The sequence below is a fragment of the Actinomadura sp. KC216 genome, assembly GCF_004348535.1.
Taxonomy (GTDB): domain Bacteria; phylum Actinomycetota; class Actinomycetes; order Streptosporangiales; family Streptosporangiaceae; genus Spirillospora.
Window position 1 is genome coordinate 1 of sequence record NZ_SMJX01000057.1, and the last position, 25,480, is coordinate 25,480.

At 68.2% G+C, this 25,480-nt stretch carries 29 protein-coding genes and 4 pseudogenes; 12 read left to right on the plus strand and 21 right to left on the minus strand.

Annotation, left to right across the window (positions count from 1 at the left end):
• The 15 genes and pseudogenes from E1264_RS12720 to E1264_RS12790 form a co-directional block, all read right to left on the minus strand.
• Nucleotides 1-630: pseudogene (locus tag E1264_RS12720) on the minus strand (cell division protein FtsK); the annotation flags it as partial.
• Nucleotides 631-713: 83 nt separating this feature from the next.
• Nucleotides 714-1,145, minus strand: coding sequence for a plasmid replication, integration and excision activator (locus tag E1264_RS12725; RefSeq protein WP_132172935.1), 432 nt, complete (start codon nt 1,143-1,145; stop codon nt 714-716).
• A 148-nt stretch (nt 1,146-1,293) separates the two neighbouring features.
• Nucleotides 1,294-2,094 carry a GntR family transcriptional regulator gene (locus E1264_RS12730; RefSeq protein WP_347813389.1) on the minus strand — a complete coding sequence of 267 codons (801 nt, stop codon included), beginning with the start codon at nt 2,092-2,094 and terminating at the stop codon, nt 1,294-1,296.
• A gap of 96 nt (nt 2,095-2,190) precedes the next feature.
• Nucleotides 2,191-3,468, minus strand: coding sequence for a recombinase family protein (locus E1264_RS12735; RefSeq protein ID WP_132172937.1), 1,278 nt, complete (start codon nt 3,466-3,468; stop codon nt 2,191-2,193).
• Nucleotides 3,469-3,750: 282 nt separating this feature from the next.
• A complete protein-coding gene (locus E1264_RS45920) occupies nt 3,751-3,885 on the minus strand; it encodes a hypothetical protein (RefSeq protein WP_279490525.1) in 135 nt (44 codons plus the stop codon).
• A 154-nt stretch (nt 3,886-4,039) separates the two neighbouring features.
• Nucleotides 4,040-5,638 carry a multicopper oxidase domain-containing protein gene (locus tag E1264_RS12745; RefSeq protein ID WP_243710896.1) on the minus strand — a complete coding sequence of 533 codons (1,599 nt, stop codon included), beginning with the start codon at nt 5,636-5,638 and terminating at the stop codon, nt 4,040-4,042.
• 171 nt (nt 5,639-5,809) lie between these two features.
• Nucleotides 5,810-6,349 carry a carboxymuconolactone decarboxylase family protein gene (locus E1264_RS12750; RefSeq protein ID WP_132172941.1) on the minus strand — a complete coding sequence of 180 codons (540 nt, stop codon included), beginning with the start codon at nt 6,347-6,349 and terminating at the stop codon, nt 5,810-5,812.
• A gap of 70 nt (nt 6,350-6,419) precedes the next feature.
• Nucleotides 6,420-6,848: a thioesterase family protein gene (locus E1264_RS12755; protein ID WP_132172943.1), complete on the minus strand. Its 429-nt coding sequence runs from the start codon at nt 6,846-6,848 to the stop codon at nt 6,420-6,422.
• A complete protein-coding gene (locus E1264_RS12760; protein WP_132172945.1) occupies nt 6,841-7,413 on the minus strand; it encodes a TetR/AcrR family transcriptional regulator in 573 nt (190 codons plus the stop codon). Before E1264_RS12760 ends, E1264_RS12755 begins: the two co-directional genes overlap by 8 nt.
• 339 nt (nt 7,414-7,752) lie before the next feature.
• Nucleotides 7,753-7,950, minus strand: a pseudogene (locus E1264_RS45265) (transposase); the annotation flags it as partial.
• Between the two features lie 259 nt (nt 7,951-8,209).
• Nucleotides 8,210-9,031, minus strand: coding sequence for an alpha/beta hydrolase (locus tag E1264_RS12770; protein ID WP_132172947.1), 822 nt, complete (start codon nt 9,029-9,031; stop codon nt 8,210-8,212).
• A gap of 62 nt (nt 9,032-9,093) precedes the next feature.
• On the minus strand, nt 9,094-9,321 hold the full coding sequence (locus E1264_RS12775; protein ID WP_132172949.1) for a hypothetical protein: 228 nt from the start codon (nt 9,319-9,321) through the stop codon (nt 9,094-9,096).
• 607 nt (nt 9,322-9,928) lie between these two features.
• Nucleotides 9,929-10,546, minus strand: a complete 618-nt coding sequence (locus E1264_RS12780) for an RraA family protein (RefSeq protein WP_165964144.1) — start codon at nt 10,544-10,546, stop codon at nt 9,929-9,931.
• Nucleotides 10,540-11,205: an RraA family protein gene (locus E1264_RS12785; RefSeq protein ID WP_132172951.1), complete on the minus strand. Its 666-nt coding sequence runs from the start codon at nt 11,203-11,205 to the stop codon at nt 10,540-10,542. The genes E1264_RS12780 and E1264_RS12785 overlap by 7 nt, the downstream gene beginning before the upstream one ends.
• Nucleotides 11,202-11,867 (minus strand): RraA family protein, encoded by a 666-nt coding sequence (locus E1264_RS12790; RefSeq protein WP_165964145.1) that lies wholly within the window; start codon nt 11,865-11,867, stop codon nt 11,202-11,204. The genes E1264_RS12785 and E1264_RS12790 overlap by 4 nt, the downstream gene beginning before the upstream one ends.
• Before the next feature lie 74 nt (nt 11,868-11,941).
• Between E1264_RS12790 and E1264_RS12795 the strand changes: the two genes are divergently transcribed.
• On the plus strand, nt 11,942-12,847 hold the full coding sequence (locus tag E1264_RS12795; RefSeq protein WP_132172955.1) for a LysR substrate-binding domain-containing protein: 906 nt from the start codon (nt 11,942-11,944) through the stop codon (nt 12,845-12,847).
• A gap of 298 nt (nt 12,848-13,145) precedes the next feature.
• Here E1264_RS12795 and E1264_RS45925 read toward each other — a convergent pair whose 3' ends face one another.
• A complete protein-coding gene (locus E1264_RS45925; RefSeq protein WP_347813390.1) occupies nt 13,146-13,382 on the minus strand; it encodes a Tn3 family transposase in 237 nt (78 codons plus the stop codon).
• Between the two features lie 497 nt (nt 13,383-13,879).
• Between E1264_RS45925 and E1264_RS44580 the strand changes: the two genes are divergently transcribed.
• From E1264_RS44580 to E1264_RS12830, 6 genes are read left to right on the plus strand one after another with little or no spacing between them, the layout of a single operon-like run.
• Complete coding sequence (locus tag E1264_RS44580) at nt 13,880-14,260, plus strand: hypothetical protein (RefSeq protein ID WP_207935883.1); 381 nt, start codon at nt 13,880-13,882, stop codon at nt 14,258-14,260.
• Nucleotides 14,209-14,466 (plus strand): reverse transcriptase domain-containing protein, encoded by a 258-nt coding sequence (locus tag E1264_RS44585; protein ID WP_347813391.1) that lies wholly within the window; start codon nt 14,209-14,211, stop codon nt 14,464-14,466. Before E1264_RS44580 ends, E1264_RS44585 begins: the two co-directional genes overlap by 52 nt.
• Nucleotides 14,463-14,918, plus strand: coding sequence for a reverse transcriptase domain-containing protein (locus E1264_RS45275; RefSeq protein WP_243710897.1), 456 nt, complete (start codon nt 14,463-14,465; stop codon nt 14,916-14,918). The genes E1264_RS44585 and E1264_RS45275 overlap by 4 nt, the downstream gene beginning before the upstream one ends.
• Nucleotides 14,919-14,957: 39 nt before the next feature.
• Complete coding sequence (locus tag E1264_RS12820) at nt 14,958-15,260, plus strand: metalloregulator ArsR/SmtB family transcription factor (protein ID WP_132172961.1); 303 nt, start codon at nt 14,958-14,960, stop codon at nt 15,258-15,260.
• The gene (locus E1264_RS12825) at nt 15,250-15,753 is read left to right on the plus strand and encodes a YbaK/prolyl-tRNA synthetase associated domain-containing protein (RefSeq protein WP_243710898.1); all 504 of its coding nucleotides are present in this window, start codon (nt 15,250-15,252) and stop codon (nt 15,751-15,753) included. Before E1264_RS12820 ends, E1264_RS12825 begins: the two co-directional genes overlap by 11 nt.
• Before the next feature lie 10 nt (nt 15,754-15,763).
• On the plus strand, nt 15,764-16,135 hold the full coding sequence (locus E1264_RS12830) for a cupin domain-containing protein (protein ID WP_207935885.1): 372 nt from the start codon (nt 15,764-15,766) through the stop codon (nt 16,133-16,135).
• Nucleotides 16,136-16,308: 173 nt separating this feature from the next.
• Here E1264_RS12830 and E1264_RS12835 read toward each other — a convergent pair whose 3' ends face one another.
• Entirely contained in the window at nt 16,309-16,710 is a 402-nt protein-coding gene (locus E1264_RS12835; protein ID WP_132172963.1) for a hypothetical protein, read from the minus strand.
• A gap of 82 nt (nt 16,711-16,792) precedes the next feature.
• A complete protein-coding gene (locus E1264_RS12840) occupies nt 16,793-17,281 on the minus strand; it encodes a TIGR03618 family F420-dependent PPOX class oxidoreductase (protein ID WP_132172965.1) in 489 nt (162 codons plus the stop codon).
• 834 nt (nt 17,282-18,115) lie between these two features.
• Here E1264_RS12840 and E1264_RS12845 point away from each other — a divergent pair.
• From E1264_RS12845 to E1264_RS12860, 3 genes are all read left to right on the plus strand, one after another.
• Nucleotides 18,116-18,475: a hypothetical protein gene (locus E1264_RS12845; protein WP_132172967.1), complete on the plus strand. Its 360-nt coding sequence runs from the start codon at nt 18,116-18,118 to the stop codon at nt 18,473-18,475.
• Between the two features lie 669 nt (nt 18,476-19,144).
• Nucleotides 19,145-19,450: a hypothetical protein gene (locus E1264_RS12855; protein WP_132172971.1), complete on the plus strand. Its 306-nt coding sequence runs from the start codon at nt 19,145-19,147 to the stop codon at nt 19,448-19,450.
• A gap of 1,382 nt (nt 19,451-20,832) precedes the next feature.
• Entirely contained in the window at nt 20,833-21,267 is a 435-nt protein-coding gene (locus tag E1264_RS12860) for a DUF6196 family protein (protein WP_132172973.1), read from the plus strand.
• A 538-nt stretch (nt 21,268-21,805) separates the two neighbouring features.
• Here E1264_RS12860 and E1264_RS45930 read toward each other — a convergent pair.
• Nucleotides 21,806-22,168, minus strand: a complete 363-nt coding sequence (locus tag E1264_RS45930) for an ATP-binding protein (protein ID WP_279490534.1) — start codon at nt 22,166-22,168, stop codon at nt 21,806-21,808.
• Nucleotides 22,169-22,326: 158 nt separating this feature from the next.
• Entirely contained in the window at nt 22,327-22,530 is a 204-nt protein-coding gene (locus E1264_RS12870) for a hypothetical protein (protein ID WP_132172975.1), read from the minus strand.
• A 220-nt stretch (nt 22,531-22,750) separates the two neighbouring features.
• Between E1264_RS12870 and E1264_RS44590 the strand changes: the two genes are divergently transcribed.
• Together E1264_RS44590 and E1264_RS45935 are read left to right on the plus strand one after the other, a co-directional pair.
• Complete coding sequence (locus E1264_RS44590; protein WP_207935886.1) at nt 22,751-24,442, plus strand: carbon-nitrogen hydrolase family protein; 1,692 nt, start codon at nt 22,751-22,753, stop codon at nt 24,440-24,442.
• 204 nt (nt 24,443-24,646) lie between these two features.
• A pseudogene (locus E1264_RS45935) lies at nt 24,647-24,865 on the plus strand (helix-turn-helix transcriptional regulator); the annotation flags it as partial.
• An 82-nt stretch (nt 24,866-24,947) separates the two neighbouring features.
• On the opposite strand, the pseudogene E1264_RS45285 reads toward E1264_RS45935, so the two are convergent.
• Nucleotides 24,948-25,468 (minus strand): annotated as a pseudogene (locus tag E1264_RS45285) (IS5 family transposase); the annotation flags it as partial.
• Nucleotides 25,469-25,480: the final 12 nt, after the last annotated feature.

Genomic DNA, 25,480 nt, shown 5'->3' on the forward strand with positions numbered 1-25,480 from the left:
GGCCAGGGCGTCACGGCGGACGAACTCCAGCCAGACCCGGCCCGGACGGTCCCCATCCCGCACCCGGACCAGCGAGGAGCCAAAGCCGTGCGCGAGGTTGACCGCGACCCGCTCCCACGCCTCCGGAGCCTGCCCCTTGAGCATCTTCACCAGCACCCGATCCGACGTCGGGCCGCAGCGGACCCGGACCAGGGACGGCAGGTACTCGCGGCCCTTGTGGACCTTGGTGAGTCCGGCCGTGACCAGGACCGGTTGCCAGTCGCGCCGGTACACCGCGACGAGCCGCCATCGGGACCGGACCGGACGGACCACCCACCGCACCAGGGACGGACGGTCCACCCACGCCCACACGCCCAAACCAGCGGCGACGAGGGCCAGGACCAGGACGGGGACGAGCCACCCGTACCGGTAGCCGAGCCAGCCGAGCCCGGACGCGAGGGTGACGGGGAGGATGTTGCGGACCAGGAACACCACCGCCCGGACCAGGGCACGGACGGCGTTGACGAGCAGCACGAGCGCTTCGGGCATGTGCCACACCGGGGGCGCCCACTTCGGCGCCGCGAACGGGTCACGCTGCGCCTCGACCGCGACGTTCTCGCCCGGCCCGAGCTTGCGGAACTCCCATGCCATGATGGATCACCTCTTCTTTGTGCAGATCAGGGGAGAGAAGCGGGGCGGCCGGAGGTACCAGCTCCAGCCGCCCCACCCAGACATCAGGCCGCGTCTTTCGCGCCCGCGCCGCCGTCCTTGCCCGCCGCCCGGCCGCTGCTCGCCTTGAGGTTGGCCGGGCGCATCGCCGACGCCTTCAGCGAGTAGGCCAGCCGCCCAGTCCCGGAGTTGACATACGGCGTCACCGACAGCCCGTCGAACTCCACCGGCACGAACGGGAACCCCGCCGGAGCCTCCGGCATGATCGGCTGCACCGGCGCCGACAGCTTGACCTTGAACGTGCCCTTTGACTCCGGGTCGGCGTCCAGCACCTCCACCGCCCACACCAGTTCGCCGGTGTCCTTGTCCCGCGCCTGGACGAAGTTCTCCTTCGTCGACCGGTCGAAGTCCCGCACCGGCTCCACCCCGCCCTTGATGAACGCCCCGAACGGGAACACGTCCCCGAACGCGACCTTGAATGGACCCTGCACCGCCATGAGGATCTACCTCCAAACGTTCACCCGTCCGCTTGTTCGGACGAGTAGATGTGTAGAGAGTACCTCGCTCGCTCGACCGGACAACTACTCGCTAGAGTGACCTGCATCACATCATCGATGTGGGCAGGTCAGCGCACGGACGGAGGGGTCAGTCCGGCACGCTGTAGGTCTCTTCCAGCTCATGCAGCGCCCCCGGCATGACCACCTCGGCTACGAACCGCACCGCATCGGACGCGTCCCGCACACTCGCCAGGATCGACAGCACCGGCTCACCCTTCTTGATCCCCAACTGACCGGTCTCGTCCCCGGTGGGCAACCGCGCGGCCAGCCGCTCGGCGATGTGGTCGACGCGCAGGCCCTTGACGGTACGCAGGTGATCACGCAGCCCGACCGGCAACGGCCCCGGCCGGTCCAGATCGGTACCGAACACCAACTCCTGCGGGAACCAGCACGTCACCAACTCCGAGGCGATCTCATCCCGGACCGCGACCCACCGGCGCACCAGCACCCGCCCGCCGTCCACGCCGAGCAGCGCCGCCACCGGCCCCGGCGCCTCCACCTGATCCACCCCGACCAGCCGCACCCCGGCCGAGGTCTCCGGACGGTCCAGGACCGCCAGACCCGGACGCGTGGCCCGCGCCGCCGCCGGCGGACGACCCTTCACGAACGAGCCGCGCCCATGCTCGCGAGTGATCCATCCGTCCTGCTGGAGCATCTGCAACGCCCGCACCACCGTTGTCCGGCCCACCGCGAACTCCCGCACGAGCTGCGATTCCGAGGGGAGCAGCGAGCCGGGCGGGTAGTCCCCGGCCTCGATCCTGCGGCGCAACTCCAGCACCACACGCGCATACTTCGGGGGCTCGAACTCCAAGCTCGACATGATGACCGCCTGACTACTAGGACGCTTGACCGCACAACCGGTTGCCTTCTGGCACTGTAGCGCCCACATGCGCGAACGTCACGCCCCCATCCTCACCACGTCCGACAGCCGCCACCGCACACCGCCGCCACGCCACCTATCCGGGCAACTAAACCGCCAAGCCTCTCACCATTGGTGACGCGGGACCGGGAAGCCCTCCGCGATCAGCGCCGTGCGGATCTCCCCGGCCCGGCGCGGTCCGATCCCCCGCACGTCGGCCAGCTCACCCGAACGCAGCAGCAGAACCACATCCCCAACGACCCCGGTCGGTCCAAGCTCAGTGCGCAACGCGCCCAGTGCCCGACCCGACAACCCCAAACACTCAAGCGGGCACGCAGGCGTCACCCGCTCATGCTCATGCACCACCCCACCCGCAACCCCCCGCAGCATGTACAGATGACGGGCACGGTGTGGCTTGTGCCGGGCCGGTCCGTGACCCCGGGCCGCTAGCAACTCCTGGGCGGCCTTGAAGGTCTCTTCGTCAATGATCGGTGGGTTGACGATGTCGTTGGACCAGACCCATTGGTCGGGGGTGTTCCAGGTCAGCTTGGTCTCGTGGCCGAGGGTGACATCGTGGACGTCGATGAGGACTTCGCGTTTGCGCTGTTTGTTCCAGACCTGGCGGCCGGTGTAGCGGGGGTTGGTCACGATGACGCGGATGGCGCTCTTGGACCAGGCCAGGCCGCAGCGGTGCCGGTTTCGCGCCCGGTCGTAGGCCGACGGCGACAGGATTCCGTCGGCGGTGAGTCCTTCGGCGATGGCGGAGAAGCCCTTGCCCGCCAGGAACTCGGCGAAGATCCGCTGGACCACTTCGGCGGTGTACGTGTCGATCTCCAGCACGTGCAGCCGCTTGCCGTCGGCGGCCTTGCTCGGATTGGGGTGCGGGCCCGCGTCGGCCAGCCGGTATCCGTAGGGTGGGCGCCCGCCGATGTGCCGGTTGGAGGTCTGTGCCAGCGCCGCCATGGTCGCCCGCACCCGGGTTTTGATCCGGGACCGCTCGACTTTACTGATGGATCCGAACGTCGACATGGTCATGTCGTGGGCTTCGTTGGCGGGGTCGATGGCCCCGTTCACTTCCGGCACCCACAGCGGCACGTTGTAGTGCTCGAACAGCGGGAAGGTGTTGCCGAACTGGTTGCCGTAGAACGCCCGCTGCGGTTCACCGACCACGACGGCGTCGAAAGCCCGGTCGGGGCCGGCCAACTCGGCTAGGAGCAGGCTGGCCTGGGGGCGGCGGGCCGGTGGGATGGACCGGGACTTGTCGACATCGAAGTACTCGGCGACGATCACGCCACCGCGAGGGGTGACGAGTTGCTCGGCACGGGAGTACTGCCAAGCGCGGGAGGCTTCGGGGTCTTGACGGTCTTCGGTGGAGCACCGTCCCCAGAACGCTAGTTTGATCATGAAATTTCCCTCGGATGAACGAGATCCTCCTCAGTTCGTGCGCCGCTGCCGGATGTCGAGGAGGAGCCGGAGCAGTGCGCGTGCCGCCTCGGGCGTCAGAGGGGGTGGCTCGGCGGGCAGTTCTACGGACACAGCGTCATCGGCCCGCATCACAAGTCAGGTCGGCACCGCCCGCACCACCCAGGGCCTCTGGGCACGCCTTTGCCAGCGCATCTGCGCACTCAACGCCGCGATCTGGCACCACTGGCTGATCGACGCCCCGGTCAAACGCTCCCTGATCGCCTACGACCACTGACAGCACCAACATTTCGCATCAATGATCTGTCCCGAGCGCGACACGCCCAGCAGCAGCCATGGCGCGCGCAGGCCGACTTCGGTGCCGACATCGACGTCGGGGACCTGATCGACCTGGCTCACACCGCCGAGATCGCGGGGGCGAGGGCGCCAAGATGCACGACGTCCTGGTCGCGAAAATCTCTTCAATGCGGCATGAGGTGTCCGACCGGGGGTGTGGGCGGTCGACGGCGTGATCGGCAAGGGCGCCTTCACGCATGTGGTGATCTCTGGAGTGTCAGGTGTGGTGGCCACCGTGGCCGGTGGTGGGTGTTCGCGGGAGGGCCGGGGCCTGGCCGGGCTCGGTGACCACGAACTGGCCCATCATGCCCTGGTCCTCGTGGTAGAGGATGTGGCAGTGGAACATGTACGGCGTCCGGGCGTCTGCGTAGTCGCCGAACCGGGCGGCCACCCGGACCGGTTCCTGGGCGCGGAGGAAGATGGTGTCCTTCCAGCCGCGCAGTTCGGGAGGCGGTGCAGCGCCGGCCACTGACAGGACCTGGAGCTGGGTGTCGTGGACGTGGAAGTTGTGCGGTTTGCCGCCCAGGCTGGTGATCTCCCAGATCTCGGTGGTGTCCCTGGCCACCGCGAAGTCGATCCGGCCCATGTCCATCTTCTTGCCGTTGATCTGGGTGCCGGACAGCTCGAAGCGGCGGTCGACGCGGGTCTCAGCACCGTCCGGCCCGCCGAGCCGGGGAGCCTCGGCGAGCGTGCCGGGCAGCGCGGGCGAAGAGGCGAGCCGGTCGGTGGCGCGTAGTTCCAGGACATCGAACCGGTCGTCGCCGCCGACGAACCGGGCGCTGCCGACGTCCCCGAGGTCGGACGGGTCGCTGCGCAGCACCACCCGGTCGCCCGGCCGGAACGTCACCACGATCTCGGCGCGCTCTCCGGGGGAGAGCTCGACGTGTCCGGTGGTGTGCGGGGCGGGCAGCAGCCCGCCGTCGGTGCCGACGAGCGCGATCGGCCGCCGGTCCGACAGCACGAAGCGGTAGGTCCGCGCGTTGGACGCGTTGAGCAGCCGTAGCCGTACCCGCTGGGTGGTCACGTCGTGGTACGGCCCGAGCGTGCCGTTGACCAGGATCGTGTCGCCCATGATCCCGAGGCCGCCCATCAGCGGGTGTCCCTCGTCGAGACGGTTTCCGTCGCCGAAGTTCTTGTCCTGCACGATGACCGGGATGTCGTCCACCCCGTACCGGCTCGGCAGTCCGACGAACTCGGCAGAGGGGTCGTCGAGGATGAACAGCCCGGCCAGCCCGCGGTAGACGTGCCGTGCAGTCTCTCCGTGCGGGTGCGGGTGGTACCACAGCGTGCTCGCCGGCTGGTCGATCTTCCATGTCGGCGACCAGGTCGTGCCCGGCCGGATCGGCTGGTGCGGCCCGCCGTCCATCGCGGCGGGCAGGTGCATGCCGTGCCAGTGGACGGTGGTCGTCTCGGGCAGGTCGTTGCGCACGTTGACCACGACCGTCTCGCCGCGGGCGGCGCGCAGCGTCGGACCGAGGTATCCGCCGTCGAAACCCCAGGTCCGGGTGGCCTTGCCGGAGCGGAACCGGCGAGCGCCCGCGGTGGCGCGCAGCTCGAACACCCGGCGCCCTGACCCGTCCCGGCGGCTCGCCGCCAGCGGCGGTATCGCCAGCCGCCTGGCGAACGGCACCTTCCCCACGGTGTTCACGTCGGCGGTCGCCCAGAGCCAGCCGAAGCCACCCGCGCCCACCGCCGCCGCGCCCGGGACGCCGATCAGCACGCCCTTCAGGAGCCGCCGCCGGGTGATCCGCCGCCGGGGTCCGGCGGGCGATGTCGAGGGGGTCGGCACCGGAGTGCGGCCCAGTGGCTTGGTCAAGATTCCGTCCTAATCTCTGCGGGGCTTGCCCATGTAGGGGTGCGCGCATGTGAAGGCGTGTTCGGGGTGGTGCTTCCCGATGGTTGACGGCGTCAGCGGGAGAGGGCGGCGTCCAGTACTCGGCGGAATTCGGCGGCGGGGCCGCCGTCCGTCCGCCGGAGCGCCAGACGACTAAGTCTTGTGCGGTGATAAGTCCTGTGCGGTCGGCCTGAGGGCGTGGTTGATGCGTGACCTTTGATTCTCGATCGCGATCACTGCGGTGAGTTCGATGAACTGGGGTTCGCCGAGATGGCAAAGCAGTCCCTGGACCATGTCGTCGGTGACGGTGGGCGGGGTGTCGGTCATCGCCTCGGCGTATACCAGGATGAGGCGTTCGAGGGCGGTGAACAGGTCGCTATTGCGCCAGACGGGTACCGCCTCGACCTTGGTGGCCGGGATACCGTGCGCGACGCTCTCCCAGCGGCTGTAGTCGATACACCAGCCGCAGCCGATCCGGACCGCAGCGGCCATGACCGCCAGGTCCTTGAGCGCCAGGTCCAGCGCGTTCCACCCGGTGACGCGCCGCTCCAGCCCGACGATCGTCTCCAGGACCTGCGGCTGGCGGGCCATCGCGCGCATCGGGTTCAATCCAGTGCCCAGAAGTCGCTGAAACCGCTCTTCCAGCGCCCCGTGAAGCCCTGATCGGGATGGGTTGCGGGAGATATGGGACATTCCCGTCCTTTCCAGGGCCGTGTCACGCGGTGTCGGTCCACGAGTTGTGAGCTCGCGCCAGCGCCGTGGGTCAAGGGCCCGCCAGGAGCGCCTTGTTGTTGACTTGCTCGGTGAAGCGCGCCGTGTCCACGACCGCCCGCTCGTGGTTGCCGATGCTGATGACGTCGACGCCGTCGGTGGCCATGACCTCGAAGCGCAGGCGGCCGCCGTTCACCTCGGTCAGGCGGACCCGTGCGGTGACGGTCATCCCCGGAGCGGTCGCGGCCTGGTGAGTGACCTCGACGAACGTGCCGACCGTCTGTTCGCGCGGCCAGTCCAGGTAGGGGCGCACGGCCCGCACGCAGGCCAGTTCCAGCAGCCCGACCAGGAACCCGGTCGCGAAGACCGGCGGCATCACCGCGAACTCAGGCGCCTCGGGATACAGCGCCGGGACGGTCTTGTCGTCGGTGACGCGGAACGCGAACTGGTGTTCCAGGCCGGGCCTGAGCGTGTCATCCATCGGTGTGTCCGATCATCCGGGCCGCGGCGGCCTTCGCTTTGAGGATGGCCGTCCGGTCGCCGTCGACCACGACGCGGGCGTTGGCCCCGTCGATCAGCATCAGCAGCGCGTAACCAAGGTCCTCGGGTTCCGCGAGCCCGGCCTCCCGGGCGAGTCCGGTGAGCGTGTCGCGCAGCGCCCCCTTGTAGGCGGAGATCACCGCACGGGCCGGATGACCGGGGTCGGGCAGTTCCACTGCGGCGTTGGTAAAGGGGCAACCGCGGAAACCCTCGCGCCCGTGCCCCTGGGCCAGCCAATCGAACACCGCCAGGAGCCGCCCGGCCGGGGGCGCGGCTCGCTTCTCGTCCAGGAAGTCGTGCAAGGCCGCCTGCCGCGATGCCCGCCGGCGGTCCAGGACCGCCGCGACCAGGTTCTCCTTGGACCCGAACTGCGCGTAGAGCGTCGGCTTCGACACGCCCGCCAGCGCCACCAGGGTGTCCACACCGGTCGCCCGGATCCCCTCGGCGTAGAAGACACGCGTCGCCACATCCAGCAGCCGCTGCCCTCCGGGACTGAGTTCGCTCACCCGACAATACTGACAGGTCTGTAAGGTGAGCGCAACCGCCACCAGAACAGGGCGGGCTGTCGACGCCGGTTCTAATACGCGCTGCTCCGCCGGGACGGCGAGTGGGTGAGCCACGCGTTCAACGACGAGGTCGACTTCGAGGGGATGCGGCGGTTCGCGCGGGCGCGGGCCGAGACACTGAGCCCTTTTCAGAGTGATGCGGTCCCGCGGAGTTGCAGGGTGTGGATGGCCTTGGCGATGCGGCCGGCGCGGTAGGCAACGCGGCCGTGTACGCCACGGTGTTCGGCCTCGCGGGTCTCATGGGCAACTCGGGCTCGGACGAGGATGACGTGTGCAGCGCTTGCTGAGCCGGTCGCCGGTCCGGTTCAGGCGGTGCCGGTTCGTCAAGCCCGAGGAGGCTGGGATCGGCGCAGTGCCAACGATGGAGGCGAAGGCGGCCTCAGAGCGGAACCGGCCGGGGTGGGACCAACTCACCAGGATCTGGGCTGCGCTGATGGCTCCGCCTCCGGTCTGCTTCAAGAGCTCGGGCTTGAGCTCACCGACCAGGGCGGCGAGTTCTTCTTCAAGAGGCTTGGACTCGGCGCACAGCATCTGGATGCGTTGGGCAGTCCATAGGGTGCGGAGGACGACCAGGGCCCAAAGGTGGTTGATCACGACGATGTGACATAGGGCTGAGAGAAGCTGCACCTTCGGTCGGGGTGACGAGTCCGTCAGCGGGTGTGCCGATGGCGTTGTCGTGGTCGATGCTGGGCCGGCCCTGTGGCGGCTCAACGTCGCCTCTCCCGCGGCCGAGCCGTCAGGAGCCGACGTCGGCGCGTGAGACGAGGTCGGCGATGCGAGCCCACATCTGCGGCGGGTTGGAGTACATGGGGAAGTGGGCGCAGTGCTCGATCTCGGCGAGTTCGACGCCGCCTTCGGCCAGGGCGGGGAGATAGGACAGGGTGTTGTTCTGCTTCCCGTACATGAACATCTTTAGGGCGGGGAGTCGGAGGAACCGGTCGAGTAGCTTGCCGTGGTCGGAGAGGTCGACCATGGACTCGAAGATCGCCCTGACCGCTGCGGCCCGGACCTTGTGGGGAAGGCTGGAGGCGTACAAGGCGCCGCCGTAGAAGTGCGAGTTGCCGAGGCGTTCGGTGAACCGGGCCAGGAACTCGTCGGGATCGTCGTACGAGTGGGTGAGGATCTGTCGGCTGAGGAAGCAGTCCTCGGGTGCGACGTTGCCCTCGATGTTGGTGAAGCTGGCGATCCTGCCGGGATCGCTGTCGGCGAGCAGGAGCGCGGTCAGACCGCCCATCGAGTGCCCGACGAGGTGGAACCGGTCGATCTGCCGGGCTCTGAGAACCTGCTCGGCGACGGAGACGAGGAAAGGGATTGAGACGGCGGCGAGGTCCGTGCAGGTGCTGCTGCCGCAGCCGGGCGCGTCGTAGGCGAGGACAGGGCGGACGGCGAGCCGTTCATGCTGGATGACGTCCGCGTAGTCCTCCTTGGTCGAGCCGAAGCCGTGGAGGAACACCAGGGGTGTGCCGGTGCCGCCTCGGTGGAGCCCGGACACTTCGATGCGGGTTGCGCCGACGGTGAGGGGGAGCGTGAAGCGTTCGAGTTTCCTGACGGGGCTCATCGGGCCTCCTCCAGCTTATGTACTGCCGGGCCGTACTCCGCGGGCCCGATGGCGGTGCGCAGTCACGCAGTGATCAGCGTGTCGTCGTCGTCAGCGCAGCACGCCCGGATGCGGCCGGGCGCGTTGATTGCCTTGCCGGGTACGACCGCGAGTTGGGCGGTGTCGAGGAGCCACGCGGTGAGGTCGGCGCTGCTGGTCCAACCGCGGTCGCGGAGCAGTGCGCTGACGTCGGGGAAGGCGGATATGGCGCCGTCGGGAGGCGGGCTGTCGATGCAGTCCAGCGCCTCCACCAGCAGCGCGCGTCGGCGCCGACAGTCGCCGGCGGCTTCGACGGGGTTCCGGTGTCGCCCAAGGCGGCGAGAGCGGCCCGCTGGTTGACCGTCGGGACGTGGGTGATGGCGCGGGACACGTACAGCCGCGCTGAGGCGATGTTCTGCGGCGGTGCCGCGAGCCAGCCGACGCGTCGGCCAGCGCCGTGCCGCTGCGCCAACCGGCGATCTGCCGCAGTGAGGACTCGGTGTGCCCCGGCCAGCCGGGCACGGCGACCAGGACCTCGTCACCGGCGTCGATCAAGGCCGGGCTGGCGAGGAAGCCGGGCTGGCGAGGAAGAGTGCGTGCTTCGCGCCGAGGGTGATCTGGACGTCGTTCGCGCTCCAGGGAAGCCGGGTGTCATCGGCGACGGTGGTGGCGACCAGCGCGCCCAAGGCGGGGTCGGCCTCGGCCGTTTCGAAGTGGTGGGTGGCAGGGTCACGGACACGGTCCCGGCGGTTTCCACGACCACAGCGCTGGTAGCCGCCTGGGGCTCTCCGGCGGCGAGGGGTATGACGTCGGCGCGCTGGGAACGGAGCGCTTCGGTTTTGGCCGGCACGGCGAAGAGTGGGTTGTCCGTCATCGTCGTCACCACCCGCCCGTTTCGAAGTTGTTGTACAGGTCGAGGGTGCTGCGGCCTTCCCGCCGCCGCTTCATCAGCTCGTTCTCGTGAGTCACGCGCGCGTCGGCGCGGTCGAGGATCCGCTCGGTGTCGGACGCGGGAAGGGCTACGACTCCGTCCACGTCCCCGACGACGAGGTCGCCGGTGTGGACCGTGGCGCCATCGACCTTGACGGGACGCCCCAGAACGCCGCGGAAGTCCTTGCGGGTGCCAAGGATCGCGTTGTGGCGCGAGAAGACCGGGAAGCCGAGCGCCTCGATCGCCGCGGCGTCCCGGACGCCGCCGTCGATGAGCAGGCCCGCGGTCCCGCGTTGCCGGGCGGCCACTGTGAGGATCTCGCCCCAGTGGCCGAAGCGGGCGCCGCCGACGTCGGCGACCAGGACCGATCCGGGCGGGGCGTGTAGGAGGGCGTGGTGCAGGGCGAGGTTGTCGCCGCCGGCGCCCTGCACGGTGAACGCCGGGCCGCACAGCCGGGCACCGACCCACAGCGACCGGATCTCAGGAGACAGAGCTACGGCGAGTCCGGACGCCTGGGACAGGGTCGCGCTGGGGTGGCCGCGGGCGAGGTCGATTGTGCTCACCATGGGCCCCTCCGGGTCTGGAGCGAGTGGTAGCCGTGCTCGGCGCGCGCCTCGGCGAGCGTGGCGCCGCACCGGACGGCCTCGACAATGACCTCTTCGACGCGGTCGATACGCCAGGCGATCTCCGCGACCTCGTCCCAGCGTGTGGCCGGGACACCCACAGCACCGTCGTCGTCGGCCACGAGGATGTCGCCAGGGCGAATGACGACACCGCCGATGGTGACGGCTGTCTGGACCGCGGCTACCCGGACGCGATCCTTGCCGGTGCGCATGAAGCGGGAGACCGACCAGATCGGGTATCCGGCGGCGGTCGCGGCGGCGACGTCACGGCAGGTGCCGTTGATGACGGTGCCCGCGATGCCGTGCTGGTGGGCGGTCTGGCTCATGATGCCGCCCCACACCGTGCAGTCAGTGCGGCCGGCGTTGTCGATGAGGATCACCGCGCCGGCGGGCACATCGTCGAGAAAGTCGCCCACCGTGCCGCCGGCCTCGTCGACCGGCTCGTAGGTCACCGTGAAGACCCTCCCGACGACCCGCTGGCCCTCACGCAGCGCGCCGATACCGTGGAGGGATCCGGGGAGTCCGAGCGAGTCGAGGGCGTCGGAGACCGACGCGGTGGACAGGCGGGTGGCGAGGCTCGAGATAGCGGTGGGGGCGCTCATCGGATCGACTCCTTCTCTCTGGCGAGGCGGGCGTCGTGCATGGTCTGGGAGAGGGGCACGCCCGCGCGCACCTCGTCGGCGATGGCACGCTCCCGGGCGACGATCGCGGTGGCGATTTCCGCGACTTCTTCGGCCCGGTCCCGCGGGACGACGACGAGACCGGTCTCGTCGGCGACGACGACGTCGCCCTGCTCGACCATGAGCCCGGCGATGCTGACCGGCTCGCCGGTGGAGTGCTGCTGCAGCCTGCCCCGCGCCGTGGCCGGGATCGAACCCCGCGAGAACACCGGGAAATCCAGCTCACGGGCCTCCGCCACGTCGCGGCACACGCCGTCGGCGACGACACCGCGGACCCCGCGCTGGACCGCGCCCAGGCTCAGGATGCCGCCCCAGCACGACACGTCGGTGCGGCCCTGGTTGTCGATGACGATCACGCTCTGGTCGTCCGACCTCTCGACGGCCGTAGTGGCGATGTGGGCTCCGGTATGGCCGCCAGTGCGCGGTTCGAGCCCCACGGTGACGGCGAATCCCACGACGGCCGCGGGGCTCCACTGCGGACGGATGCCGCCGACTCCGGAGGAAAGCCCGAGCTGGTCGAGCGCGTCGCTGACCGCGGCGGAGTCGAGCGCCGTGAAGCGGTCCAGGAGAGATGAGTCGCTCATGGCTCCCACTTCAACAGCCTCCAGATATACTCGGAAGGTCTGATTTCGTCTATCAGTAATAGGCTGTGCGAATCATGGTCGAGACCCGGCAGGCCCGGTACTTCGTCGCGGTCGCCGAAGAACTCCATTTCGGCCGTGCGGCGGAACGACTGCAGATGTCCCAGCCGCCGCTGTCGCAAGCGATCAAGCAGCTCGAACAGCAGCTCGGCTGTGAACTGCTGCACCGTACCCAGCGGTCGGTCGCCCTCAGCCCCGCCGGAGCCGTGTTCCTGGACCACTGCCGCGCGCTGATCCGGCGTGCCGAGGAAGCCGAAGCCGCCGCCCGGCGGGCCGCCACCGGGCGCGGCGGACGACTGAGCCTGGGCGCGGTCGCCTCTGCCTTCTCCTGGCCTCTGCCGCTCGTGCTGGAGCGGTTCCACGAGACCGTGCCGGACGTCGAGATCCGCGCCCGGGAGGTCGACACCCACGAGGCCGCGGCGGGGCTCCTGGACCGCTCGCTCGACTGGGCGATCGTGCGCCAGACCGCACCTGTGCGCGGCACCACGGCGACCTCGCTGCTCGCCGACCGGTTCGTCGCGGCTCTGCCCCTGCACCATCCCGCCGCCGATGCCGCCGGCCCGCTGGATCTGGCGGACCTCGCGGGCAACCCGTGGGTGTGGTTGCACCGCCAGATCTCCCCTGACTACTACGACGCCATGGCGGCCATGTGCCGAGCGGCCGGATTCAGCCCTGTCCCGGCTCACTGGGCCCGGTCGGTGACCTCGCAGATCGCCATGGTCGAATGCGGGCTCGGTGTCACCATCGTGCCCGCAGCGGCATCCGCGTCACACCCCGCCGTCCGCTTCAGACCACTCCGTCACGCGACGGCGACCATCGACCTCACCGCCATGACGAGATCCAATCCCGGTGCGCTGGCCGAGCGTCTCACAGCCATTGCGACGCAACTGACCACGGCGCAGGCACCACCGCCGCACGACTGACTCTGGATGGCGAACCCAGGAGCCCGGGAACGGGCTTTCGCATGGCGGGGCACCAACGACCTCACCGACTCCGAGGGACCCGCACTCCGAGGGGCCGGTTGCGGTAGACACCGCGCTTGACCGCGTTCACACCACGTATGGCCCCCGCGCTCGGCTCAATTGCTCGATCGCCGCCGCGGCGTCGCCGTGTGGTGGCGGAACTCGCGCTCGAAGACGCCGCGGTCGAAGCCCGTCTGCACCCGTCCGTGTGATGTCAGGGCGCAGCCCAGCGCCAGCCCGGTGGGGCCGACCCCGGTGATCAGGACGTCCGTCGAGGCGGCGTCAACTCATGACCGAACAGCACGTCGATCATGTGCAGTGAGTCGCGGACGGCGCCGGAGCCGACTTTGGCGCCGAGCCCGACACGCTGGTCGTTGATCATGTTGAGCCAGGTCAGGCCGTGTTTGTTCCCGAAGTACTTGCGGCACCGGCACCACGACCGCATCCCGTCGATCGCGGCCGTCAGGCCGCCGCCGAGCTGCTGGGCGAAACCGATGTCGGCCTAGGCGTCGACGAGGGGGCGTTGGCGGTAGAGAACGTTTCCACTGACAGGTAGTTCTGCGCCACGTGCGATAGCCGGGCGCGCTCCAGCGCGGCGATGCCGGGTTTGGCCACCTGCGCGTATCCGATGTTGAGCGCCTTGGAGGTTTGGCAGGCCACCACGGAGACGTCGAGCCGGCCAGTTTGCTGACCCCGCAGGCCACCGAGGTGAAAGCGGCCTCGAACCCCCCGTCGTATGCAACAGCACCTGGGCCAGGTCCCCCCGCGGCAGCATCCCCGGCCACCACCCGCTTGTACAGATTGGTCAGCGACGCCGGACCGGGCAGCGCGACCAGCTTGGCCACGTGCAGACGGCCCTGGTCATCGACGCCCTCGCCGCCCATATCCCGCACCGCCATGTGCAGCACCATCGCGTTCTCGCCCAGCAACGTGGCGGGGTCTGCGGGCAGCCGCAGATCGGTCTCTGGCAACCGGTGCGCCAGGACGGCAGGCGTGGACGCGGTCACCGGCTACCACATCGAAGAACGCCATGGAGTGATCCCGTTCCTGGAGGAGCTGCGTTCCTCGCTCAAGGACGGGACCTTCACTGCGCTGCCGGTGAAGCAGGCGACGGTTCCCAAGAAGGACGGCAAGGTCCGTTACCTGGGGACCCCGACTTTGCGGGATCGGACGGCGCAGCTGGCACTCAAGCTAATCCTGGAACCGATCTTCGAGGCCGATTGCTACCCGTCCAGCTATGGGTATCGGCCGTCGCGGGGGCCTAGGACGCCATCGCCGAGATCCACCATTTCACCTGCAAGCCGTCGGCCTGCCAGTGGGTCATCGAGGGCGACATCAAGGCTTGCTTCGACAACGTCGACCATCACGTCCTGATGAACCTGGTGGCCGAACGTGTCCGCGACCGCCAGGTCCTGCGCCTGGTGCGCGGGTTCCTACGGGCGGGGATCGTCGAGTTGCATGGTGGACTTGCGGAGAGCCTGACCGGCACCCCGCAAGGAGGAGTCGTCTCCCCGCTGCTGGCCAACATCTACCTCTCGGCCTGGACCGGTACTTCGCCCGGATCTGGGACACCGAGATGAGCCCGCCCTATCGCCGTCAACAACGGCGACAGACCGGGCGGCCGAACTTCCGGCTGGTGCGTTACGCCGACGACTTCGACGTGCTCGTGCACGACACGAGGGAGGACGCCGAAGCACTCAAGACGAAGATCGGACAGCTGCTGGCCAACAAAATGAAGATGACACTCTCGAAGGAGAAGACCCACATCACCCACATCGATGACGGCTTTGTCTTCCTGGGCTTCCACATCCAGGCCAAGACCTGGGGCGGCGGCCGTCGCATCGTGCTCACCATTCCGTCCCAGCAGAACCTGGCGGCGGGATGCAAGATCAAGAAGCTGACGGGGCGAGGCACCACCTCGTTCTCACTGGCGCAGGTGTTTGCGGCTGGTCACCCCAATCCTTCGAGGCTGGGCGGCCTACTTCCACTACGGCGTCTCCAAACGGACGTTCGCCTACCTGGGGTGGTATGACGACTAGACAGGCAATTAGCTAATTGCCATAATGCCTAAATGCTTGATGTGGAGCTGGTGAAGGCGCTGGCCAGCGACAAGCGGCTGATGATCCTGGAGTGGCTGTCCGATCCCGAGCGGCACTTCGCGCCACAGCGTGACGGTGATCTGGTTCGCGACGGGGTCTGCTCGCTGTTCATCGCCCAGAAGCTGGGGGTGAGCCAGCCGACCTGTGCTGAGCATCTGAAGGTGCTGAGCCGGGCCGGGCTGGTACGCGGCAAGAAGATCAAGCAGTGGGTGTTCTACCAGCGCGATGAGGACCGGATTGCCCAGGCCAAGGAGTTGCTGAGTGGTGAGTGGTGAGCTGTACGAGCGTCTGATCAAAGATCTGGACGCGGCCGGGGCGCGGTACCGGTTGATCGAACATGCCCCGGAGGGGCGTACCGAACTGGTCAGCGCGCTGCGCGGGCACGATGTCGCGCACGCGGCCAAATGCCTGATCGTGATGGTCAAGATCGGCAAGAAGGTCACCCGGCATGTGCTGGCCGTGGTGCCTGGCGACGCCCGGTTGGACCTGCAGGCGGTCAAGGCGCTGCTGCAGGGCACCTACGCCTCCTTCGCGGGCCGGGAGAGGGCCGAGGAGCTGGCCGGCAGCGTCAGCGGCACCATGCTGCCCTTCAGCTATCACCCCGGGCTGGAGGTCATCGCCGATCCGGCGCTGCTGAAGGGTGCCGAGCTGTTCTTCAACGCCGCCCGGCTGGACCGCTCGATCGCCCTGGCCACCGACGACTACCTCCGCATCGCCGGCCCGCGCGTCGCGCCCATCACCTCGCCAACCCCGACGGCCATCCACTGAGGAGGACACCGTGTCTCAGCTCGACTACTCCATCAACTACCAGCCGTTGTTCACCGCACTGCAGACAATGGACGTCCAGGCGTTGATCGACCAGGTCGAGGAGCCCTGGTACAACCAGACTCTCATCCAGGTCGGGGACGTGTGGGTGCGGCTGGGAGTCATGCAGGGTGAGTTCCACTGGCATAAGCACGACGAACAAGACGAGTTCTTCTTCGTCCTGGACGGATTGTTCCGCATCGAGCTGCAGGACGCCGAAACGGTCGAGCTCGGCCCCCGGCAGGCATTCACCGTCCCGGCCCGGATGCTGCACCGTCCCGTCGTCCCCGTCCGCAGCGCCGTCCTCATGATTGAAAAAGCCGGTGTCATCGCCACCGGCGACTGACAAGATCCACGCCCGGCCGACCGCCGGATGGCCGACTCCCCGCACCGCTGAGGAGCACTGTGCACGCCTCCCTGCAGCCTGGACGCACCGCCCAACTGAACTAGGTGGTTGCCCCCAGGTAGACCGCAAGGTCAACGCCTACTCGCCCTTGCCTACCAACACCGTGATCGTTCTCAGCGATAACGGCTGTTCCTGGATTCCCCAACCCCGACCTCGCAGACCGCCGCCCAGCCGTAACGGGTGTCGGTGAGGTGATGACTGAACAGCCGCAGCTCCGTTTGGTAGTTTCGGACCATGGACGGCGCCAGACGATGCTCGCTGGTCAGCGACGCCGTCTGTTCGATGAGCGCGGTGTCGATGACGGCGAAGTTGTGCAGCGCGGTACCGACCGTGAACACCGCGGACGCGACGGCCAAACCGATCTGCAGACGACGCGTGGCGGACCTTGTGGCCTGGTCAGCGGTGAGGGAGCGGTCATGGTGGTCGTCCTTCCGAACGACGCTGATTGTGCGGCCCCAACCATCCCGGAAGGCGACCAAAGATCGTCCTGCGCCGGAGCCGTCTTCCTCGTACATCCCGCGCCGCATCTCCGAACATCCGCTACTTCCGGGGAAGTACCGACCAACCCGCAGGGGCAGGTCTTTGGTCCGGCCCTGACTATTCCGTCACGGGACCGTCCAGGGCCGTTCCGTACAGGTGCGACACCCGGAGCCTGATGACCAAGCGCTGGTCTCGCACCATCCGATTGAAGAACTCCGTCTCGTCCGCCGGATCGGTGATCCCGAACACCGGCAGCAGCTCCCGGCCGACCGCGTCGCCGGGCTTCGCGGTCACATCCGAGACCTCCGCCTCGCCCTCGGCGACGGCATAGGACAGGGCGGTCTCCCCCTGGACATGGAAGGTCGCGCGAGGATCCCTGAGAAGGTGGCGCACCTTGATGCGGTCGGCGACCGACGGTATCCGGATGATCCGCTCTTCGGGATCCCAGGTGAAGACCATCGAGGCCAGGTGGGGTTGGCCGCTGCGCTTCAGGGTCGCCAGCACGCCGAACTGCTGCCCACCGAGGACCCGGGTCGCCTCCTCCTCGGTGAGGGCGCGGGGACCGGGCCCCTGGCCGGGACGGTAAGCGGTCGTGTTCTCGGTCATCTCGTTCTGTCCTTCCGGTGTGGTCTCAGCTCAGAGATGCACTGGCGCCCGGACTTCCCCGCCGACGCCGTACACAAGGCATGGGAACTGACTCCTCGTTCATCCAACGAGAGAAACCATAGCGGATAGTTTCGTTGTGGACGATTTTCGATCACTCGCCCGCGCGCCGTCGCCAGTCTGGCGGCCAGGGCCGTAGCCGAGACAGATCGCCGCGCCGTGCTCGTCAGCGCCGCGGCGCCGTCCGGTCAGCGAATGAGCGATCTAAGCGGCGACCTGGTCGCTGTTGCGTTCGAGCATCAGAGCAATCACCGCCCCCCGTCGGTCCCGCCCGGTTCCGGGCGAATGCGCTCAGCACTCGGATACCAAGACAAGCCTGGCAGAAGGTTTCCTCAGGAGCCGGACCCCAGGGGACATCGGTACTACGATTGGGCCTGCTTTGGCCTCCCCGCCAACGGCCGGTCAGGACACCGCTAGTTGCTTCTCCGGCGCAATCGGCGCACCCGGAACTGGCTTTCCACCGCTGCTAGTAACCCCACCCGGTGTCCCTTGCCGCCCTCGTGCGAGTCGCCGGACGCCGCATCTCTCGCTGTCACCACCGCCATCGAACGAAGCCGCCCCGCGCCTATCGATCTGATCCCAATGTCCTGCAACGAGATCCAGCGTCTGTTCACCGTACTGACCGCCCGACCGGACCACGCCCCCCACCACCGGCTGCGCTGGTCGCACTGGCGACGACGTCACCAGGCACTCGCCTGGATGTGCAACTACCAGCGGCAAGCCATCCGGGCACCGTGAAGGGTGGAGCGGCGGGCCGGCCGGGTGGATACTGACTGAATGCGCCAGGCATTTGTCCACGATGCAATTGTGATCATGGAAGCGGGCGGCGACATAGGCGCACCGGGTGCAGCTATCACGGCCGCGTTGTGCGGGCACTGGGGGCATGAGCCACCGTGTCCGCTGGCACCGCACCACACCACCGCGATGTGCTCCGGCGACGAGGTGCGGCTCCGCGTGCTTTTCGCTGCCGACCCCGCTGCTGAGGCCGACGTCCGTGACCGGATTGAAACGGCCCTGTCCCTGACCGGCCTTGACGGCCCGGACGGCGTCACCACCCGCTGGCAACTCCGCAGCGCACGAGCCGACCGCGTCCGGAACGACGAGGCCGAGCATGCCCGACGACTTGTCCAGGGCTGAGGCTCCCGTCCCGGGCACCACTGATTGAGAGGATGGCATCCAGGGCTTGAGTAGCAGGGCCGCGGCGTTTGCTTCGTACCAGACGAGTTGGCTTCCACACCACGTTCCTGGTGCAACACGTACTCGGCGCCAACGGCATGCCTCGCCGCTATGCCGACTACCCTTATGAGTTCTCCACCCTCAACTTGATGTCCTCGGTCGGTGCGAAGAATTCTTCGCACTCGGCTCCAAAGGTACTCGCTGAGCTCCGCGACTTCCATGAGCTGGTAGGCGCGGCGCGCGGAGTTGCCGAGCCGGGTCTGCGCGTACTCCTCACCGGTTTTGCCTGGCCCTGACAAAGGGTGGGTGTGTCACGGGGGTTGTTGTGGTGGACCCAGAGAGATGGGTCCAGGTATGGAAGATGTCCGGCGGCGCGCGGGCCCTGCCAGCATGGGTATCCGGTGCGCCCTACGGCCGGTGGGCCGGTCGGCGGCCGCCAGGGTCACCAGGCCACTGCGCCGTCCTCGGCCGGCCCGGCCACCAGGCGGCGGACGGCGGGGGCTTCTCACGAGCGGATGTCTATCTGCGACGGTCGTCGCCTGGGCCTCAAAGGCCCCGGCCCGCACCGCTCGCGGTTCACCTCCGCGCCGTTCACGGCGCGGAGGCATACCACAACGGAGGGATTAGGCAATGACCATGCAGATGATCCAGGCCACCGTCGAGCCCGCCACCGAGCGCGGCCCTGACCAGCTGAACAGCGCCTGGGCTGACTTCACCGCACATGGAGACGTCATCCTCAACGGCACGGCGAGCTGGTTCACCCCCTCCACGCTCGTGGTCGTCTCGATCACCGAGTTGGATGGCGACGGCAACCCGCACATGGGAGACGCGCGGATGACGGTCAACAACGTGCAGCCCTACCAAGGAGGCGTGCAGGTCCGGGTCAACATCGAATGGGGCAGCGACCTGCGCGGACGGCTCATGTACGTCTACTAGTGCTCACCCTTCGCGTAAATCGGCTTCACCGGGTGACCTGCGCCCTCTCGGGGCCGGGTTGATGGAGGTCGGCGGGGTGCCCGCCGCTGCAGGAGCCGACGCGTTATCGGCACGATTTCCCCTTCTTGCCCACGCGCGCGCTCAGTCCAGTGCGTCGATCGCGGCCCGTGGCCGCTCGGCGGCCCCGCTGGACGGCGGCCGCGGTGGGCACCAGTTCGGCCGGGCCCCGGCCGGTGGAGTTGGCGACGGTGCGAGCTGGTTGATGTTGGGGGCGAGCCGGCGACGATCCGCCGGACGGCGAAGAACTCGGCCGGCATCGTGCCCCCGCGCGGGCACTGATCGCCTCGTACCCGGCGCCGTTCACGCGCACGGTGATGCCTTGCGTCGGCCGCCGACCGCGGGGTGAGGCGGCTTGCTCGGTTCCCGCGGCGGTCACCTTCCGGCCCCGCCGGTCACGTTGCCGGTCGTGCTCCTCAGCCACGCGCACCCTTCCCCAGCGGAGCGCCCCGCCGGACGGCGGGACACTGATCGTCAGATCAGTCTGACTGATCCTCTATCCTGCTCCACCGGTTAGGGTGCCGTATTGCATCGGATGCGAACGCAGCACGGTCGACATACGTCACGAGCAGGGGCTGCGACCGCTCGTCCGCGCCAGGTCAAGTTCGACGAACCGGCCCTCACGGGCCTGGCCAGGATGCTTTACTACCGCTCGCATCTGATGCGAACGGTTCGCATCCGACGGGATCGGTTCGGGGCTCGGTGGGCACCGATGGCCTCGCGCCGGACTCGGCCAAGCTGCACCTGGTCGACGGGATCGCGACGGCGACCCGACGAACAAGTCTTCGCCGCGATGCTCGACGGCTGGCGTAACCAGCAACTCGCCCGGCGCCTGGCGTTCTCCACCATCGAATCGCCGAACGGATGGTCCGCGCCTTCACCGGGCACGCTGAGGCGTTCCCGTGGTAGTGGACATCGCAGCTGGTCAACGACTGGATGACCGACTTGCGCGCCGTGCGGAACCTTCGCCGCTCGATGCTGCGCGGCTTGGCTTTGAAGTGGCCCCGTGGGACGGTGTCGGCGTACCCCTTGATGTGCAGGGGTGGGTGCAGGTAGACGTGCAGAAGTGGATCAGCGTGTCCTGCCGTGGTGGCGGTGGGCGAGCCGTCGTAGCCAGGTGATCACTGCGTACGCGGCCGTGATCGATGCGTAGCTGGGAGGCCGAAATTGTTGCTGAAGGCCGCTGTATCCACGAGCGGCTGGTGGAGGAGGGCAAGGTGAGCATGCGGCGTCGCCCTCTGATGAACTCGGCCGAGACGAAATGAACGAGCCATACCCGGGGTTGAGGTTGATCGTCAGGCAGGCCGGGTCACGGAGGGGGCACCATGGTCAGTGTCAGTGTGGAGACCGCGGAGCAGACGGAGGCCCGTCTGCGCGGTGTGATCGCTCAAGCCGAGGTCATCGTCCACAATGGCGTCTGGTGCTTTGAGGAATTCCCCGCCGACCAGGCCCCCGAGCTCACAGCCGACACCCTGGCGATGATCCGCGACGAGGAGAGCTGGAGCCGCCTGGTCCCCTTCGGTCAAGGGCACAGCGGCACCGAACGGTTCGGGATCTTCTCTTTCCACTTCCCTGCCGATCAGGACAACAGTGGTTTCGTCGGCTGGCTGGCCACTCACCTCAAGGCCGAGCTGGGGACCGGCGTGTTCGTCATCTGCGGCAGCAACCAGGCCCGCGGCGGCATCTATGACTACTGGGGCTGTCCCATCGACATGCTGGATGAGGCGGTCGCAGTGGTCGAGGCGCTACGCACCCGCTGACCCGTCCAGTGACGCCAGCAGTGCTATAGCCTGGCAGACCTGACGGCCCCAGAGCCTGACCTACCATCCCGAGTTCAAACCCCTGGGCCCGGTCCAGACCGATGTCCCCAGCCGTGGTCATCCCGAGCAACGCCACGTGCTCTCCAGGCGCGTCCCACAACAGCTTGACGGCGCCCCTGCTCTGCGCATTACCCGTACCCGCCTCCGCCTTCCAAGGAGTACGCCGACAGACGGCTTGGTTTGGCCCCGGGGACTTGTGGTATCAGGCCGTGATGTGTGAGGTCAGCGGGTGGGGGTGAGGTTCTGGCGGGCTTTGGAGTGGGCGAGGCGGTATGATTCGCTTCCGGTTTCGATGATGGTGCCGTTGAAGGAGAGTCGATCGATGATGGCGGCGCAGAGGCGGGGATCGGAGAAGGTGTTGCCCCATCCGCTGAAGGAGGCGTTGGAGGCGATCGCGATGCTGTTCTTTTCCTCGCGTCAGGTCAAGACCTGAAAAAGCATCTCGGCGCCGCGGCGGTCGGGTTCGAGGTAGCCCAGCTCATCGATGCAGGGGCAGGTCGACGCGTCCGTAGCTGGCGATGGTCTTGGTGGGCTGTTTCTCGTCGGCCGCTTCGACCAGTTCGTTGACGAGCTTGGCGGCCAGGGTGTACTTGACCCGGTATCCGGCCATGGCCGCGGTGGTGCCGAGCGCGATGAGCAGGTGGGACTTGCCGGTGCCGCTGTCGCCGATCAGGCAGAGCGGCTCGCCGCGGCGAACCCAGTCGCCGGTGGACAGGGTGTTGATGACGGCGGGTGGGATGTTGGGGTTGGCGTGTAGTCGAAGTCGCGCAGTGACTTTTCGCGGGGGAAGCGGGCGGCTCTGATCCGGCGTTCGGAGCGGCGGCGGTCGCGGTCTTCGCACTCGGCCATCAGCGGCTCGGCCAGGAACCCGCGGTAGGTGAGCTGGTCGCGTTCGGCCAGGTCGGTGAACTGGGCGCGGATGGTCGGCAGGCGAAGGGACCGGCAGGGCGGCGTCGATCGCGGCGTCGACGGCCGGGTCGGTCAGGTTGTGCTGGCGGGTCATCGCGGTCCTTCCTTCCGGGCGTCTGTGCGGGTGCGGTGCAGCAGTTGGTCCCAGTTCTCCAGGCGTGGCGGCGGCCGGGTGTCGTGCAGCAAGGCGCGGCGATGCTCGTCCAAGCTGGTCACTGCGGGCTGGTCGGCCTGCGCTACTGGAGGCGGCGGCTCCAGTTCGCTGGTGGGGGAACGGCCGTGGGTCTCGCGCAAGCAAAAGGGCGTATTGGCGCGGCCTATCGGGACGCGACGTTGTTCAAGGTCATTTACCGGTGGGGCTGCGGCGCACCGAGACCTCGAAGCTGGACCTGATCGACTGGGGCCGGACCCCGGCGGCGCCGGAGTTCGGGCAGTACGGGACACTGAACGTCCGTTATAGCAAGGCCAAGCGCGGCGAGCCGCCGCGCCGCCGGAACGTCATCACCGTGATGGGGTGGGCGGTGGACGCCGTCCGCGACTACGTGGAGAACGTCCGGCCACGGTTCGGCTGCGCGGACTCACCGAGCCAGCAGAGATCAACGCCCGGTTCGTCGCCTACCGGGACGCGCTCGGGCTGCCGCCGGCGCTGGTCCCGCATTCGATCCGTCATTCTTACGTCAGCCATCTCACCGAGGACGGCGTCGCTCAACGCGGCGAGACCGGAGCCTTCCTGCGCTGGGCCAAGCGGAACAAACGCACCCGCCTGGACTTCCCCGCCACTCGATGGGACGGCCCCACCCGCGCCATCGACACCGAAACCCAGCGGGGCCCACGCCCGCCGACTCCTTCAGACGACACCCTCAAGCCCGCAGACCGAGTCGCTGGACTCCTCGTCCGGCTCCATGCCCAGCAGCCCGCCGCTACCAGCCGGCTCACCCTCGACCACATCCACTCCGACGGGAACGAAGTTCACCTCGTCCTCGGCAAGGAGCCCATCCACCTCCCCGAACCTCTCGACGCGCTCGTCCTGCAGCCGGCCGCCACCCGCCGCGGCCACGCTACCATCGCCGACCAAGGCACCTCACCATTGCTCCTGCCCGGAGGACGACCCGGCCACCCGATCAGCCCTGACCAGCTAGCCGGACGCCTCCACGGAATCGGAAACCGGCCCGGCCCCGCCCGCTCCACCGCACTGTTCCAGCTCGCCACCGAACTTCCCGCCGCCATCCTTGCCCGCATGCTCGGCATTCACATCAACGTCGCCATCCAATGGCAACGCGCCTCCTCCAGCGACTGGATGACCTACGCCACCGACGTCGGCCGACGCGACCCCCGCCCGTCTCTGCACGGCCGGCCGGGGAAGGCAAAATGGTCCAGCGTGACAAAGCAGATCAAGATCGCGTCCGCGCAGAGCCCGGTCGGTCGATTCCCCGGCGTCAACGGCCCGCAGGTGCGTCGCCTGATGCGCACGGCTGCCGACGCCGGCACCTGTCTGATCCACTTTCCCGAAGGCGCCGTGTCCGGCTATCCCGCCGACCCGAACACGGCCGACCCTGCGGCGCTGCGACACCAGCTCGAACTCATCACCCGGCTCGCCGGTTATCTCGGGATCTGGGTCGTCGTCGGCTCTGACCACCACCTGACGCCACCGCACCGGCCCCACAACAGCCTCTACGTGATCTCAGCTCAAGGAGAGCTGGTCGGGCGCTATGACAAGCGGCTGTGCTCCCACACCGAGATCACCAAGCACTACTCGCCCGGCTTCGAGCCACTTGTCTTCGACATCGACGGGTTCAGATTCGGCTGCGCACTCTGCATCGAGATCAACTTCCCCGAGATCTTCCTCGACTACCGCGCCCTCGACGTCGACTGCGTGCTGTTCTCCACCTACTCCAAGGACCCAATCTTCGAGGTCCTGGCCCGCGCACACGCAGCCGCGAACACCTCCTGGATCAGCGTGTCGGTCCCGGCGCACCACAGCACCACCATGCCCGCCGGAGTCATCGGCCCGCATGGATACCGGCTGGCCAGCTGCCCGGCCAACGGCACACCCGCTCTGACCACGGTGGACCTCAACCGCTGTGACCCCGCACTCGACATCGCCCTGAACAAGGCACGACCCTGGCGCGCCCAAGCACGAAGCGGCACACCGTATCGACCTCGCCGCGTCGACGATCCGAGAAGCTCAGACCGCACACGCTTCTAGCCCCTCGCCACCCCAGGCAACATGGGAGGAGATGCTCACCTCAACCGCGCTGCTCCTTCACCCCCAAGGCATTCAGACAGTTCCAATATCCGACGGTGCCGTTATGCGTGTCGTCGGACTCCGCGTCCGCACCCTGCGCAACGCCATGGACACCACGATCAACGCAGCCCTCGCCTCGGCGGACCCTGCGGCCGGGAGGACACGATGAAGCGCAAGGTCGACTACCGCTGGCGGCTCCGCGAGATCATGGCCCAGCACGGGATGTTCCGCACCAACGACCTGACCCCGCACCTGGTCGAGCGCGGCATCAACCTGTCGTCCTCCCAGATCCACCGCCTGGTCACCGGAACGCCCGAACGACTGTCGCTGCCCGTGCCGACCGCACTCTGCGACATCTTCGACCTCACCCCCGCCGACCTGATCGTCACCACCGCCGAGAAGGTCGCCCGCAAGACCGCGACCGGCCACGGCCACCAGGTCGTCGACCTGGCCGAGACGCGGCCCACCCGCGCTCGCGAGCGGATCGGTGGAATGCCGCGTACCAGTGGCTCCAGGCCCTGACTGTCGTGGGGGTGGGCTGCCGAGATCCCGACAGACAGCGGCAGTCCAGTCCGGTCGGTGATCAAGTGGATCTTCGTCCCACGTTTGCCGCGGTCGACAGGATTCGAACCTGTCAGCTCCCCCTTTGGCGGCGCGGACGCTGACCGAGTCGATCGCGCACCGCGACCAGTTTAGTGCGCCGTTCGCGCCGAGCTCGTCCAGCACGACCCGGTGCAACTTGGCCCACACCCGGGCGGCGCTCCACTCGGCGAACCGCCGGTAGATGGTCCGCCACGACGCACCGAACACCGGCGGGGCCTGCCGCCAACTGCAGCCCGTGGTGGCCACGAACACGATCGCCGCCAGCACCTCGCGACCGCCGGCCCGGCGCCGCCCATCACCCTGCGGACGCGTCGGCGCAGGTGGCATCACCCGCTGGAACAACTCCCACAGCTCGTCCGGAACCACACGCTCCACCATCGTCACGGCGAAACACTA

What these genes read in the sequence shown, in the direction of transcription:
- E1264_RS12750 (WP_132172941.1), bottom strand. Translation starts at nt 6,349, where the DNA reads ATGTCCCATATCTCCCGCAACCCATCCCGATCAGGGCTTCACGGGGCG.
- E1264_RS12755 (WP_132172943.1), bottom strand. Translation starts at nt 6,848, where the DNA reads ATGGATGACACGCTCAGGCCCGGCCTGGAACACCAGTTCGCGTTCCGC.
- E1264_RS12855 (WP_132172971.1), top strand. Translation starts at nt 19,145, where the DNA reads ATGACCATGCAGATGATCCAGGCCACCGTCGAGCCCGCCACCGAGCGC.
- E1264_RS12780 (WP_165964144.1), bottom strand. Translation starts at nt 10,546, where the DNA reads ATGGTGAGCACAATCGACCTCGCCCGCGGCCACCCCAGCGCGACCCTG.
- E1264_RS12820 (WP_132172961.1), top strand. Translation starts at nt 14,958, where the DNA reads ATGCTTGATGTGGAGCTGGTGAAGGCGCTGGCCAGCGACAAGCGGCTG.
- E1264_RS12770 (WP_132172947.1), bottom strand. Translation starts at nt 9,031, where the DNA reads ATGAGCCCCGTCAGGAAACTCGAACGCTTCACGCTCCCCCTCACCGTC.
- E1264_RS12790 (WP_165964145.1), bottom strand. Translation starts at nt 11,867, where the DNA reads ATGAGCGACTCATCTCTCCTGGACCGCTTCACGGCGCTCGACTCCGCC.
- E1264_RS12840 (WP_132172965.1), bottom strand. Translation starts at nt 17,281, where the DNA reads ATGACCGAGAACACGACCGCTTACCGTCCCGGCCAGGGGCCCGGTCCC.
- E1264_RS12785 (WP_132172951.1), bottom strand. Translation starts at nt 11,205, where the DNA reads ATGAGCGCCCCCACCGCTATCTCGAGCCTCGCCACCCGCCTGTCCACC.
- E1264_RS12860 (WP_132172973.1), top strand. Translation starts at nt 20,833, where the DNA reads ATGGTCAGTGTCAGTGTGGAGACCGCGGAGCAGACGGAGGCCCGTCTG.
- E1264_RS12735 (WP_132172937.1), bottom strand. Translation starts at nt 3,468, where the DNA reads ATGATCAAACTAGCGTTCTGGGGACGGTGCTCCACCGAAGACCGTCAA.
- E1264_RS12835 (WP_132172963.1), bottom strand. Translation starts at nt 16,710, where the DNA reads ATGTACGAGGAAGACGGCTCCGGCGCAGGACGATCTTTGGTCGCCTTC.
- E1264_RS45275 (WP_243710897.1), top strand. Translation starts at nt 14,463, where the DNA reads ATGAGCCCGCCCTATCGCCGTCAACAACGGCGACAGACCGGGCGGCCG.
- E1264_RS12795 (WP_132172955.1), top strand. Translation starts at nt 11,942, where the DNA reads ATGGTCGAGACCCGGCAGGCCCGGTACTTCGTCGCGGTCGCCGAAGAA.
- E1264_RS12845 (WP_132172967.1), top strand. Translation starts at nt 18,116, where the DNA reads ATGCGCCAGGCATTTGTCCACGATGCAATTGTGATCATGGAAGCGGGC.
- E1264_RS12725 (WP_132172935.1), bottom strand. Translation starts at nt 1,145, where the DNA reads ATGGCGGTGCAGGGTCCATTCAAGGTCGCGTTCGGGGACGTGTTCCCG.
- E1264_RS12730 (WP_347813389.1), bottom strand. Translation starts at nt 2,094, where the DNA reads ATGTGGGCGCTACAGTGCCAGAAGGCAACCGGTTGTGCGGTCAAGCGT.